The 13,162-nt window shown below is 62.4% G+C and carries 15 protein-coding genes; 14 read left to right on the top strand and 1 reads right to left on the bottom strand.

The features are described from left to right. Positions 1-43 precede the first annotated feature (43 nt). Genes arcD through Q1B16_RS11805 form a run of 14 tightly spaced genes read left to right on the top strand, consistent with a single transcriptional unit; the run spans position 44 to position 12,080 of the window. Positions 44-1,513 (top strand): arginine-ornithine antiporter, encoded by a 1,470-nt coding sequence (gene arcD, locus Q1B16_RS11740; protein WP_299788430.1) that lies wholly within the window; start codon positions 44-46, stop codon positions 1,511-1,513. Positions 1,514-1,540: 27 nt separating this feature from the next. Continuing rightward, positions 1,541-2,773, top strand: coding sequence for an arginine deiminase (locus Q1B16_RS11745; RefSeq protein WP_299788433.1), 1,233 nt, complete (start codon positions 1,541-1,543; stop codon positions 2,771-2,773). Positions 2,774-2,790: 17 nt separating this feature from the next. Further along, complete coding sequence (locus tag Q1B16_RS11750; RefSeq protein ID WP_299788436.1) at positions 2,791-3,792, top strand: ornithine carbamoyltransferase; 1,002 nt, start codon at positions 2,791-2,793, stop codon at positions 3,790-3,792. Position 3,793: 1 nt separating this feature from the next. Next, on the top strand, positions 3,794-4,720 hold the full coding sequence (gene arcC, locus Q1B16_RS11755) for a carbamate kinase (RefSeq protein ID WP_299788439.1): 927 nt from the start codon (positions 3,794-3,796) through the stop codon (positions 4,718-4,720). Beyond that, positions 4,717-5,487 (top strand): SDR family oxidoreductase, encoded by a 771-nt coding sequence (locus Q1B16_RS11760; protein WP_299788442.1) that lies wholly within the window; start codon positions 4,717-4,719, stop codon positions 5,485-5,487. Before arcC ends, Q1B16_RS11760 begins: the two co-directional genes overlap by 4 nt. A gap of 3 nt (positions 5,488-5,490) precedes the next feature. Further along, positions 5,491-6,879, top strand: coding sequence for a F0F1 ATP synthase subunit beta (atpD, locus tag Q1B16_RS11765; RefSeq protein WP_299788445.1), 1,389 nt, complete (start codon positions 5,491-5,493; stop codon positions 6,877-6,879). Further along, positions 6,876-7,286 carry an ATPase gene (locus tag Q1B16_RS11770; protein WP_299788448.1) on the top strand — a complete coding sequence of 137 codons (411 nt, stop codon included), beginning with the start codon at positions 6,876-6,878 and terminating at the stop codon, positions 7,284-7,286. Before atpD ends, Q1B16_RS11770 begins: the two co-directional genes overlap by 4 nt. Then, the gene (locus tag Q1B16_RS11775; RefSeq protein ID WP_299788450.1) at positions 7,283-7,570 is read left to right on the top strand and encodes an AtpZ/AtpI family protein; all 288 of its coding nucleotides are present in this window, start codon (positions 7,283-7,285) and stop codon (positions 7,568-7,570) included. The genes Q1B16_RS11770 and Q1B16_RS11775 overlap by 4 nt, the downstream gene beginning before the upstream one ends. A gap of 5 nt (positions 7,571-7,575) precedes the next feature. Further along, complete coding sequence (locus Q1B16_RS11780; protein ID WP_299788977.1) at positions 7,576-7,866, top strand: ATP synthase subunit AtpR; 291 nt, start codon at positions 7,576-7,578, stop codon at positions 7,864-7,866. Next, positions 7,863-8,558: a F0F1 ATP synthase subunit A gene (locus Q1B16_RS11785; RefSeq protein ID WP_299788453.1), complete on the top strand. Its 696-nt coding sequence runs from the start codon at positions 7,863-7,865 to the stop codon at positions 8,556-8,558. Before Q1B16_RS11780 ends, Q1B16_RS11785 begins: the two co-directional genes overlap by 4 nt. Further along, a complete protein-coding gene (locus Q1B16_RS11790) occupies positions 8,555-8,842 on the top strand; it encodes a F0F1 ATP synthase subunit C (protein WP_299788456.1) in 288 nt (95 codons plus the stop codon). Before Q1B16_RS11785 ends, Q1B16_RS11790 begins: the two co-directional genes overlap by 4 nt. A gap of 4 nt (positions 8,843-8,846) precedes the next feature. After that, the gene (locus tag Q1B16_RS11795; protein ID WP_299788459.1) at positions 8,847-9,602 is read left to right on the top strand and encodes a F0F1 ATP synthase subunit B; all 756 of its coding nucleotides are present in this window, start codon (positions 8,847-8,849) and stop codon (positions 9,600-9,602) included. Further along, the gene (locus Q1B16_RS11800; protein WP_299788462.1) at positions 9,599-11,146 is read left to right on the top strand and encodes a F0F1 ATP synthase subunit alpha; all 1,548 of its coding nucleotides are present in this window, start codon (positions 9,599-9,601) and stop codon (positions 11,144-11,146) included. The genes Q1B16_RS11795 and Q1B16_RS11800 overlap by 4 nt, the downstream gene beginning before the upstream one ends. After that, positions 11,130-12,080, top strand: coding sequence for a F0F1 ATP synthase subunit gamma (locus Q1B16_RS11805; RefSeq protein WP_299788465.1), 951 nt, complete (start codon positions 11,130-11,132; stop codon positions 12,078-12,080). The genes Q1B16_RS11800 and Q1B16_RS11805 overlap by 17 nt, the downstream gene beginning before the upstream one ends. Before the next feature lie 60 nt (positions 12,081-12,140). Here the strand turns inward: Q1B16_RS11805 and Q1B16_RS11810 are convergent, their stop codons facing one another. After that, positions 12,141-12,764, bottom strand: a complete 624-nt coding sequence (locus Q1B16_RS11810; protein ID WP_299788468.1) for a cyclic nucleotide-binding domain-containing protein — start codon at positions 12,762-12,764, stop codon at positions 12,141-12,143. Positions 12,765-13,162: the final 398 nt, after the last annotated feature.

Below are 13,162 nucleotides of genomic sequence, written 5' to 3' on the forward strand. Positions count from 1 at the left end.
GAACAAAGGTGCAAGCGCCCCTTGAACACAGAGGAGAAAGCCGATGCCGACCGACGTGATTGCAAAGGACGATCCATCGACTCAAAGCAACTCCGGCTCCTTGGGGCTTTTGCCGCTGACCGCACTCGTGGTCGGTTCCATGATCGGCGGCGGGGTTTTCAGCTTGCCGCAGAACATGGCGCGCGGCGCATCCGCCGGGGCAATCACCATCGGTTGGCTTATTACCGGTGTCGGGATGCTGGCGCTTGCCTTCGTCTACAAAAACCTGTCCACCCGCAAACCCGGGCTGGACGCGGGACCCTATTCCTATGCGCGCGCGGGTTTCGGCAATTTTGTCGGGTTCAACAGCGCCTGGGGCTATTGGCTCAGCGCCTGGCTCGGCAACGTGTCCTACGCCGTTCTGATCTTTGGCGCGCTCAGCTACTTTTACGCGCCCTTCGGCGAAGAGGGGAATACCTGGCAGGCCATCGTCGGCGCTTCGGTCTGCCTGTGGCTTGTCCACGCGCTGGTTCTGGCAGGTGTGCGACAGGCCGCAATCATCAACCTGATCACGACGATCGCCAAGCTGGGGCCGATTTTCCTGTTTATCGTGCTCGCCCTCGTGGCGTTCAACATGCCGACGTTCCAGCTGGATTTCTGGGGCACCGAAACGCTGTCACTGGGCAGCATCACGACCCAGGTGCAAAGCACGATGCTGGTCACACTTTGGGTGTTTATCGGGATCGAAGGCGCCAGTGTCGGATCAGGACGCGCGCGCAAGCGCAGCGACATCGGCAAGGCCACCATCCTTGGTTTCGTGACGGTGCTGCTGCTCTACCTGCTCGTGTCACTCTTGTCGCTTGGCGTCATGTCGCAACCAGAACTCGCGGCGCTGCCTGCCGCAGCGTCCATGGCAAACGTTCTGGAATCCGTGGTCGGGCCCTGGGGATCGGTGCTGGTCAGGATCGGTCTCGTGATCTCGGTCGCCGGCGCTTTCCTGAGTTGGACCCTGCTGGCCGCCGAAATTCCGTTCCGCGCCGCGAAGGAAGGAATGTTGCCCGAGATATTCGCCAAAGAGAACGACAATGGCTCCCCGTCCGGTGCACTCTGGATCACCAATGTCTGCGTTCAGATCGTTCTCATTGTGACGCTCTACGCGAATTCGACCTATCTTGCGCTTTTCTACATCGCATCGACGGCCATCCTTGTGCCTTACGTGTTCTCGGGCGCCTATGCGCTCAAGCTTGCGATCACCGGCGAAAGCTATGGTTCGCAAGAGGGGCGTGGAGGCGACATGGCCATCGGAGCGTTGGCAACGGTCTATGGCGCGTGGCTCGTCTATGCGGCAGGTCCGGCATATCTGTTGATGTGCGCCATCCTCTATGCCGTGGGCATTCCGGTCTATCTTTGGGCCCGCAAATCACATGACGAAAAAGCCTTCGCTCCTGCCGAAGTCCTGATTGCGATCGGGCTTGTCGGAGCCGCGATCGTCGCCGCCTACCTCATGTCGACCGGCGCGATCAGCGCCCTGTGATTCACGTAATTGGAAAGGAAGCCTGTCATGGAACGTGATGACAAACTCGGCGTGTATTCCGAAACCGGACGCTTGCGACAGGTCATCGTCTGCCGCCCCGGGCTGGCCCATCGCCGCCTGACGCCCGCCAACTGTCAGGACCTGCTGTTCGATGATGTTTTCTGGGTCAAGCAGGCGCAGAAGGATCACGATGTTTTTGCGCAGACTATGCGCGACGAAGGCGTCGAGGTGCTGGATGTGAACGACCTGCTGGCCGAAACGCTGGACATCGCGGAGGGCCGCGACTGGATCCTCGATCACCGCATCACACCGGATCAAATCGGAGTGGGGATGCTGCCGGATCTGCGCGCCTGGATGGACGAATTGCCGGGCACGAAACTGGCCGAATACCTGCTGGGCGGTCTCGCCACCGACGATCTGCCCTTCACGCCATCGGGGCTGTTCGGCAGCTACCTCGGCCCGCATGGCTTCATCCTGCCGCCGCTGCCGAATGCGCTCTTTACGCGGGACAATTCGGCGTGGATCTTCGGCGGGGTGTCGGTGAACCCGATGTTCTGGCCCGCCCGGCGACCCGAAACGCTGCTCAACACGGCGATCTACAAGTTCCACCCCAAATTCGTCGGCAAGACCACGATCCACTTCGGCGATCCGACGCTCGATCATGGGCTGGCGACGGTCGAGGGGGGCGATATCATGCCCGTCGGCGATGGCACCGTGCTTGTCGGCATGGGGGAACGTTCCTCGCCGCAAGGTATCGGCCAACTGGCCGAGGCGCTGTTCGACACGGGCGTGGCGCAGCGGGTGCTGGCCTTTGCCATCCCAAAATCGCGGGCGGCGATGCATCTCGACACGGTGTTCACGCTATGCGGCGGCGATGTCGTGACCACGTTCAAGGAGGTCGCGGACGAGTTGGTCTGCTACGACATCCGGCCGGGCGAAGGGCTGGCCCCCTTGCAGTTCCGCCACGACCCCCGGCCCATCTTCGACATCGTGGCCGAGGTCCTGGGCTACAAGCGCCTGACCGTTGTTCCCACCGGCGGCGATACCGAGGAAGAGCGGTCGCGCGAGCAGTGGAACGATGGCAACAACGTGCTGGCGCTCAGGCCCGGTGTGGTCATCGGTTACGACCGCAATGATGACACCAACGCCGCTTTGAAAGCCGCCGGGATCGAGGTCCTGGCCATCCCGGGCGCCGAGCTGGGCCGTGGGCGTGGCGGCGGGCACTGCATGAGCTGCCCGACCATCCGTGACGCCGTCTGAAGCTGAAAGGAAAGACAATGGCCTACAATCTCAAGAACCGGCATTTCCTGACGCTGCGTGATTTCACACCGCGCGAGATCGCGTTCCTGCTCAAGCTGGCGACTGATTTGAAGGCGGCGAAATACGCCGGGACCGAACAGCCCAAGCTGCAAGGCAAAGACATCGCGCTGATCTTCGAGAAGGACAGCACGCGCACGCGGGTGGGCTTCGAGGTGGCGGCCTACGACCAGGGGGCGCGTGTGACCTATCTGGGTCCGACGGGTTCGCATATCGGGCACAAGGACTCGGTCAAGGATACCGCGCGGGTGCTGGGCAGGATCTATGATGCCATTGAATATCGCGGGTTCGGCCAAAAGGTCGTGGAGCAATTGGCCGAATTCTCGGGCGTGCCGGTGTATAACGGCCTGACGAACGAGTTTCACCCGACCCAGATCCTCGCCGATTTCCTGACCATGCAGGAGCATGTCGAAAAGCCGTTGCACCAGGTGGCCTATGCCTTTCTCGGCGATGCCGGGAACAATATGGGTGACAGCCTTCTGATCGGCGGGGCGAAGATGGGCATGGATGTGCGGCTTTGCGCGCCCAAGGCCTGCTGGCCGAAGCAAGAAATCATCGACGAGGCCGAGGGAATCGCGCAGCACACCGGCGCGCGTGTAACGATCACCGAAGATGTGGATGCGGCCGTTGAGGGCGCCGATTTCATCTACACCGATGTCTGGGTGTCCATGGGCGAGCCAAAGGAGAAATGGGCCGAACGTATCGCTCTGCTCAAACCCTATCAGGTGACGACAGAGATGATGGCGAAAACCGGCAATCCGCGCGTCCGGTTCATGCATTGCCTGCCCGCTTTCCACAACACAGAGACGATTGTGGGCGCCGAGATCAAGGCGGAGTTTGGCCTGGATGCGATGGAAGTGACGGAAGAGGTGTTTGAAAGCCCCGCCTCGATCGTGTTCGATCAGGCGGAAAACCGGATGCACACGATCAAGGCGGTGCTTGTCGCCACATTAGGGGCCTGAGATGTTGGTTGTCGCGGCTATAGGGGGTAATGCCCTGCTGCAACGGGGTGAACCGCTGACAGCGGAGCGGCAGCGCGCCAATGTGCGGGTTGCAGCGACGGCTCTGGCGCAGATCGTGCGCGCCGGTCACCAATTGATCGTGACCCACGGCAACGGCCCTCAGGTAGGTTTGCTGGCTCTTCAGGGCGCCGCCTACAAGCCGGATGAGGCCTACCCGCTGGATGTGCTGGGGGCCGAGACCGAAGGGATGATCGGCTACCTGATCGAGCAGGAGCTGGAAAATGCTCTGGGACACGATCACGCCGTTGCAACCCTGCTGACGCAAGTGGTCGTCGATCCAAAAGACCCGGCATTCCGTAACCCGACAAAGTTCGTCGGTCCGGTCTATTCCCAAGCCGAGGCAAAGGCCCGCGCGCAAGCGGCTGGATGGACCATTGCGCAGGATGGGGACCACTGGCGCAGGGTGGTGCCGTCCCCGAAACCGATCGAGATTCCCGACTTGCGGGTGCTGCGCCTTCTGCTGGATCAGAACGTAACTGTGGTGTGCGCCGGAGGCGGGGGCATTCCGGTGATGCGCCGCGACGATGGGTCGCTGGCCGGCGTCGAGGCCGTGATCGACAAGGACGCCGCCAGCGCGCTGCTGGCGTCTGACATCGGGGCGGACGCGCTGTTGCTGCTGACCGATGTCGATGCGGTCTATCAGGGCTTTGGCACCGATCAAGCGATGCCCCTCGCCGATCTGACGCCTGACGAAGGTCGCGCGCTGGACATGCCGAAGGGGTCGATGGGCCCGAAACTTCTGGCGGCGTGCGACTTTGCCGACCGCGGCGGCCTCAGCGGGATAGGCCGCCTGGCCGACGCCCTTGCGATCCTTAACGGAACATCCGGCACCCGGATTACGCGAAACAAGACAGGAGAGAACCAATGAAACGACTGGACAACAAGATCGCGCTGATCACCGGTGGGGCGGCCGGCATCGGGCTGGAAACCGCGCGGGTGTTTCTGGACGAGGGCGCAAAAGTCGCATTGGTGGATCTGAAGGCCGAAGAACTGGAAAAGGCCGCCGCCGATCTTGGCAATGGCGACGATGTTCTGACCATCGCCGCCGATGTTTCCTCGCAAGAGGACTCGGCGCGCTATGTGCAGGCGGCGCTTGAGCGGTTCGGTCGCATCGACATTTTTTTCAACAATGCCGGGATCGAGGGCAGGGTCGCGCCGCTGGTCGATCAGGACATGGCTGATTTCGACCGGGTGATGGCGGTCAATGTCCGAGGGGCATTTCTCGGGCTGAAGCATGTCCTGCCGGTGATGATGCGCCAAAACTCCGGCAGCGTCATCAACATGTCCTCCATCGCCGGACTAAAGGGCAGCCCGAATGTGGCCCCTTACATCACATCGAAACATGCCGTCGTGGGCCTGACCCGCGCCGCCGCGATCGAGGCGGCATCGGCGAGTGTACGCGTCAATTCCGTGCACCCCTCGCCGGTCAACACGCGGATGATGCGATCTCTGGAAGAGGGGTTCGACCCCGGCCATGGCGCCGAAATCCAGCAGCAACTTGCGGCGTCGATCCCACTTGCGCGCTATGGTGAGACACGGGATGTCGCGAACCTTGTGCTTTTCCTTGCGTCTGACGAGTCGGCGTTCATAACCGGGGCGCAGTTCCCCGTCGACGGCGGCATGGCCGCAGGCTGAGTCATGGCTGATCCGGCAACCGCACAACAGGAACCATCGGGCACCATCGCCGCCATTCGCGGCGGTGTGGTCGATGTGGCCTTCGATGGCGCGGTGCCGCGCATCCACGACCTGCTCTATGCGGGCGATGTGCCGATGGAGGTCTCCGCGCTGATCGGGCAGGGGATGGTGCGTGCGATGGCCATGGCACCGGTGCGTGGGCTGGGCCTTGGCATGACGGTACGGGTTACGGGTGGACCTATCGAGGTGCCTGTGGGTGACGCCGTGCTCGGGCGCATGCTCGACGTTTTCGGCACACCGATCGACGGACGCCCCGCGCCGGACACCGGATTGCGTCGGTCGATCCATCAGGCACCGCCGCGCCTCAGCGACCGTGTCGTGCATTCGGCGTTTCTCGAGACCGGGATCAAGGCCATTGACCTGCTGTCGCCCATTGAACGGGGCGGCAAAACGGGGCTTTTTGGTGGGGCAGGAGTCGGCAAGACCGTCCTTATCACAGAACTGATCAATAATACCGTCCAGCACCACAAGGGCGTCAGCCTGTTCTGCGGCATCGGCGAACGGTCGCGCGAGGCCGAAGAACTGTACCGCGAAATGGGCGAGGCGGGCGTGCGCGAAAAGACCGTGATGCTCTTCGGCCAGATGAACGAGGCTCCGGGCGTGCGGTTCCTGATCGGAAACACTGCCCTGACCATGGCCGAGTATTTCCGCGACGATAAAGGGCAGGACGTGCTCCTGCTGATCGACAACATCTTCCGCTTCGTGCAGGCAGGCTCCGAGGTGTCGGGGTTGATGGGGCGGATGCCCTCGCGCGTGGGCTACCAGCCGACGCTGGCCACCGAGCTGGCTGCGCTCGAGGAGCGGATCACCTCGACAAGCCGGGGCGCGATCACCTCGATTCAGGCGGTCTACGTGCCCGCCGACGATTTCACCGATCCGGCAGCAGCGCATATCTTCTCGCATCTTTCGGCCTCGGTCGTGCTGTCGCGCAAACGGGCCAGCGAGGGTCTTTATCCGGCGGTCGATCCGCTTTCCTCGGCCTCCGTGATGCTCACGCCTTCTGTCGTGGGCCAAAGGCATTACGACATCGCCCGCGCGGTGCGCAGCACGCTGGCCGCCTATGATGAGCTGCGCGACATCATTGCGATGCTCGGGCTGGAGGAACTGTCCTCCGCCGACCGGCTCACCGTTGCGCGGGCGCGCAGGTTGGAACGTTTCCTGACGCAGCCCTTCGTGACAACCGAAGCCTTCAGCAGCATGAGGGGAAAGACCGTGGCCATTGCCGAGACGCTCGACGGGTGCGAGACAATTCTCGATCAGACCGACTTCACCCTGCCCGAAAGCGCCTATTACATGATCGGCGGCCTGGGCGATTTGGAGGACGCATCATGAGCATGGCCGAAAGCATGACAGTGACGCTGCGCCTGCCCACGCGCACGCTTTTCGAGGGCCGCGCTGAACGTTTGACGGCGGTCGCGCCCAACGGGGCGTTCGGGATCTGGCCGAACCATTCTGATTTCGTCACGGGACTGGTGCCATCGGTGATGACGCTGCGCCTCGCGGACGGCTCCGAGGCGATTTTCGGTATTGACGAAGGCTTGCTGGTCAAGAAGGGCCATAGCGTTGCAGCCGCCGTGCTGCGCGGGGTGCAAGGAGATGAGCTTGGCGGCCTGTGGGAGACGGTCCGAACCAACTTCGTGCGGCTGGACGAAGAGGAACGGCAGGCGCGCGCGGCGCTGTCGCGGCTGGAAGCGGACATGGTTCGCCGCTTTGCCGAATTGCGCAGGCAAAACTCATGAATTCGGATCCTGACAAATCCGCCGATGACATCGCGCGACACGCCAAGCGAATGAAATCCGCGCGCGAAGATCCGGGCCCAAGTCCGCTGCGCGGCATTGGCACCTTCGGAATGATCGGATGGTCCATCGCGGTGCCGACGGTTGGGGGCGCGTTTTTGGGGATATGGCTGGACCGCGTGGCGCCGCAGGGTTTTTCGTGGACCATTGCGCTAATCCTGGGCGGTGTCGTTCTGGGTGTGTTCATCGCCGCCGCCTGGGTGCAAAAAGAAGGAGACGGGAATTGATTGCAGTGGATTGGACGGCACTTGCCTTGGGGAGTGCCGCCGGGATGTTCATGAGCGTGCTTTTCTTCGCCGGACTTGCCCTTGGCATGAAACGCGCCATACGCACAGAACTCGCGGTTCAAACGCTTATCTTCAGCGCGGCCCTGCGGATCAGCCTGTTCCTGGCTTCGGGCTGGCTGGTCGTCATGCAGGCAGGGCCGTGGGCCTTTGCGGGATACGGTATCGCTTTTTTTGTTTGCCGCCGGATCGCCACTTCGATCGCCCGCAACCAGATCCCACAGGAGATCGGGGAATGACGCTTTCGCCCGACGACATGATCATGTTTGTGGTTTGGGGAATTCCCATCAATGCGACTGTTTTCTACACGTGGATCGTGATGGGGGTTCTGACCGTCGCTTCCATGCTCCTTACCCGCAACCTGCGTGCGGATGTGCCTCCGAACCGCTGGCGCACCGCGCTCGAAGTGATCGTGCAGGGCATTCAGAGCCAGATCGAGGAAATCGCCGGGGGTCCGTCGCGGCACCTTCTCTATTTCGCAGGCACGCTGTTTCTGTTCGTCGCGGTATCCAACCTCCTCCTGGTGATCCCGGGGTTCGAGCCGCCGACCTCGTCACTCTCCACAACGACAGCTCTGGCCCTGTCCGTTCTCGTGGCCGTTCCGCTCTTCGGTATCACCAGCCGGGGCCTGGGGGGGTATCTGAAAACCTACCTCGAGCCGTCATTCATCATGCTGCCCTTCAACATCATCTCGGAGTTCTCGCGCGGCATCTCCCTCGCGATCCGTCTTTACGGCAACATCATGAGCGGTGCGGTGATTGCGGCCATCCTGCTGACGGTGGCGCCGTTCTTCTTCCCGGTCGTTATGGACCTGCTCGGCCTGCTGACCGGCATGATTCAGGCCTACATTTTCGCGATCCTCGCCACCGTCTATATTTCAAGCGCGACCGCGCCTTCAAACCCGCCCACAACACAGGAGAACACTCCATGACCGATCTTGCGATTATCGCAGCCGTCTCCATCTTCACAGCCGGGTTGACGGTGTCCTTCGGGGCCATCGGCCCGGCATTGGGCGAAGGCAGGGCGGCGGCCACGGCTTTGAGTGCGATCGCCCAGCAACCCGACGCGGCTTCGACCTTGTCGCGCACGCTATTCGTCAGCCTCGCGATGATCGAGTCGACGGCGATCTATTGTTTCGTCGTCGCCATGATTCTGATCTTCGCCAATCCGTTCTGGAACGCGGCTGTCGAAGCCGCAACGGCGGCGGGCGGCTGAGCCCATGTCCATCGACTGGATCACGGTCGCGGCCCAGCTTGCCAACTTCCTGGTGTTGGTCTGGCTGCTCAAGCGGTTTCTCTATCGCCCCATTCTGGACGGCATCGACGCCCGCGAAGCCGAGATCGCCGAGCGCATGCAGATCGCGGTGCGCGCCAGAGAGGAGGCCAAGGCGACCGAGGCAGACTATCGTGCTCGGCTGGAGGCGCTGCAATCGGAGCAGACTTCGACAACCGAGGCGGTGCGTCGTGAGGCCGAAAAGGAAAAGGATGCCCTGCTGGCAGAAGCGCAGGCCCGCATCGAGCGCGAACGCGCTGCATGGGCTGCGCATCTGGACGAGGAGGCGCGGAGTTTTACCGGCAAATTGCAGCGCGCTGGCGCGAACGCCCTGCTGGACCTGACCCGCAAGGCGCTCGGCGATCTGGCGGACGATAGCCTGGAGGCCCGCATCGCCGCTCAGCTGGCCCGGAAAATGCGTGAAACCAATGGCGAACTCGAGCGTGCGGTCGGCAATCCGGAAGATGCCACGATAACGAGCCATGAGGCTCTGTCGCAGTCGACCCGCGATCTTATCGCGGCCGAGTTGCACAACCGCTTCCCCGGCCTTGCCCTGCGCTTTGAGACCGATCCGGCCCAGGCGCCCGGGTTGACCCTTCGCATCGGCAGGGCACAGCTTGCCTGGACGGTCGATACCTATATCGAAGGTCTGGGCGATCTCATGGCCGACCAACTGGGCTCCAACTCCGGGCAGAAAGCATGACCGCGATGGTTGTGAACCCGAGGACCCCCACCATTGATCCGGATGATCTGCTCCGCACCCTCCTGAACAGCCCGCCGCCCGGGCCGCGTCTCAGCGAAGTGGGAATAGTGGCCGAAGTCGGTGACGGAATCGCCGTTGTCAGCGGGCTCGAGCGCGCCCTGGCGGAGGAAGTGTTGGAGTTCGAAAGCGGTGTACGCGGCCTCGTGCTCGACCTTGAGCCTGGCCGACTTGGGGTGGTGCTGCTCGGGCCGTCGGACCGGGTGAGGGTCGGCGAACGGGTGACCCGGTCGCATCGGGTGGTCAGCGCGCAGGTGGGCGAGGGGCTTTTGGGCCGCGTCGTTGACGCCCTCGGCATCCCCAGCGACGGGAAAGGCCCTCTGAAAGCGGCGACGCTGCGGCCGGTGGAGGCTGAAGCTCCGAAGATACTCGCGCGCCGCGCGATCTCGCGCCCATTGGCGACGGGCCTCAAGGCCATTGATGCAGCGGTTCCCATCGGGCTTGGGCAGCGCCAATTGGTGATCGGCGACAGGCAGACAGGCAAGACCTCGATCTCGGTCGATGCGATCCTGAACCAGAAAGACACCGACGTGATCTGCATCTATTGCGCCATCGGGCAGAGAGGCGATGCGGTGGCCAAGGTCATCGCCGCGATCCGCGACGGCGGCATGATGGACCGCACAATCGTCATGGCCGCTGGGGACGAGGAGGCGGCGGGGCTGGCCTATGTCGCGCCCTATGCCGCGATGACGATGGCGGAGTATTTTTCGGGGCAGGGCCGGGACGTGCTGGTCGTCTTTGACGATCTGACACATCACGCGCGGTCCTACCGCGAATTGTCGCTGCTTTTGCGACGCCCGCCGGGGCGCGAGGCGTTTCCGGGGGACATCTTCTACATCCACGCCAGGCTGCTGGAGCGCGCGGGGCAGTTCACCGACGCGGCGGGTGGAGGCTCGATCACCGCGCTGGCCGTGGTCGAGACGCAGGCAGAGAACCTGTCGGCCTACATCCCGACAAACCTGATTTCGATCACGGACGGGCAAATCTACCTGTCCCCACGTCTCGTGCGGAAGAACCAGTTTCCCGCGGTCGACCTGGGCAAATCGGTGAGCCGGGTGGGCGGGAAGGCGCAAAGCCCGGCCTTCCGGTCGGTGTCCGGCAACCTGCGCGTGACGCTGTCGCAATTCGAGGAACTGGAGGACTTCGCCCGCTTCGGCACCCGGCTCGACGAGGCGACGCGCGCCCGCCTGACCCGCGGCGCGGCTGTGCGCGGCGCGCTGCGCCAAGCCGAGCGTGACCCGATGCCCGCCATCGAACAACTGGCCGTTCTGATCGCCGCGAATGCCGGCGTTCTGGACGGGCTGAGCGAGGCCAGGTCCGACGCGGTGATGGCAGACATCAGAGGCATGACGCAGCGCGAGCTTTCAGACATCGCCGCGCAGATCGGCTCCGGCGCGGCGCTCAATGAGGCGGCGCAAGAGCGGATGAGCGCCCTCGGCCGACAAGCACGGGCGGAAAGGGAACGGGCAGATGGCCCAAACGCTTGAAAGCCTGACCCGACAGATGGGCAGCATGGAGAGCATCCACAGCGTCGTTCGCACGATGAAGACGCTGTCGGTGATCAACTCCGCGCCCTACGAACAGGCCGGCCGCGCGATCGAGGCCTATTACCAGACCGTCCTTGACGGTTTGCACGCCTTTCTCAAGGCATCCGGTCCGCTGGATTTCAAAGCACAGGTGGTGGGTGCCTGGGTCGTCGTCGTGTTCGGATCCGATCACGGTTTGTGCGGCAACTACAACGAAATACTTGCGGCGCATGTGGCTTCTGGCTTGGGCTCGGATGATGGTTTACAACCCATCGTGTTGTGTGTCGGCGCGCAAATGGCCGACGCGCTGGCGGACCGGTCGATCGAGGTCGAAAAGGTGTTTCTACCGCCTGCATCGGTGGATGGGATCGGGCGGTTGGCGAACCGGGTGACGCAATATCTCGACGATGTCCGGAACCGAACGCGCGCTTCCGAGATCGCAGTCAACCTGGCCTTCACCGCTCGAAGCGACTCTGGTGGACAGATCGCCCGGACGGTCGCTCTGTTGCCGCTCGGTACGGGCGTTCTGAACGAACTTGAGCGAAAACCGTGGCGGTCCCGAAGCCTGCCCGGTTTTTCGATGCCCGCAGACACACTCTTCCCCGCGCTGATCCGCGGTTTTGTCTTCGCGAGCCTCTTCAAGGCGTCTGCGGAGGCTATGGTCACGGAAAACGCAGCGCGGCTCGCCTTGATGAGCCAGGCCGAGCAATCCGTTGAGGACCGGCTCGAAGCGCTCCGGTCAGACGCGAACGCGCTGCGGCAAAGCGGCATCACCACCGAGCTTCTGGATGTCATCATCGGCTTCGAGGCATTGAAGAACTCCGCGCGACGCAAACCGGGCGCGAAGGAAAACAAACTTGACCCGGCACCCGGTCGGGATGATCGGAAGACGTGAAGGCGCTGTCATACCTTCCCTGAGCAATGCGATTTCGGCCGTACAGGCCTTACCGACGGATCAAACATCGAACGGTCGCGGGGCGGACCCCATCGGCTCTTCCGCTTTGTAGACGATCTTGTATTTCTCGTGGGATTTCAGATGGATTCGACCGGTCCGCTTCAACTCGCTGAAGGCGCGGCTCACGCTCTCCATAGACAATCCGATATGGTCGCCTATGTCGCGGCGGCACATCGGCAGCACCACGTGCTCTGTGTTGGACCGGCTTTCGGCATAATCCTCAAGAAACCGAAACAGACGCTCCGGGCCTTTGATCGATGACATTGTAAGCAACTGCCGCTCGCGTTGCGCAAGAAGGCCACGCATGTAGGCTCCGATTTCCAGACGCAAAGCGGCATTGACCGCCAGATGTTGTTCCAAAGTCAGTCGCGGCAGAGATTTGACGATCACATGGTCGACGGCCTCTGCCGTGAAATGCCAATGATCCATGTCGGATATGCCGATCAGGTGTCCTTTCGTCGGGAAAGCGAATATCTGCCGATTGCCGGTGGAGTCGATCGTACAGCAGCGCACGGTGCCCGACACGAGCAGATAGAGATTATCCGCCGGGTCTCCGTGCAGCATCATCGTGCTGTCGGGCCGAAAATGCTGTTCAAACGCGCTGTCCCGGAATAGGGCAAGCAACTCCGTGCTGTCATGTCCGGTCTGCTGTCTTTCGGTGCGGCCCGGTCGAGGGGAAGTGAAGGTCGCTCCCGGTCGGGAAGACACGGTCCGGGATCGCGGGATGGAGTGTTTGCCAGGATTTGCGCTCGCAAAAGATGCAGTCATATCATTCATGAAACGGGTCCCATCCTGGAAATTCGGCCGACGTTCGAGGGCCGTGTTACGACGATATTCTGCTTACAGAACTGAAAAAGCGCCTACGTGAACCCGCGAAGCATTGGTAAAGCTTGCAACTTCCGCAGGAGCTTCCGGAGCCTGCATTTCCAACGTATGGTGTTTGGAATATATCTTAAGTGACTCACAGTGAGTCGGATAGTTAATCCGCTGAAATTCAGAACCTGATTGACGCAGGAGCGCCG

Source organism: uncultured Marivita sp., from assembly GCF_947488135.1.
GTDB lineage: Bacteria > Pseudomonadota > Alphaproteobacteria > Rhodobacterales > Rhodobacteraceae > Marivita.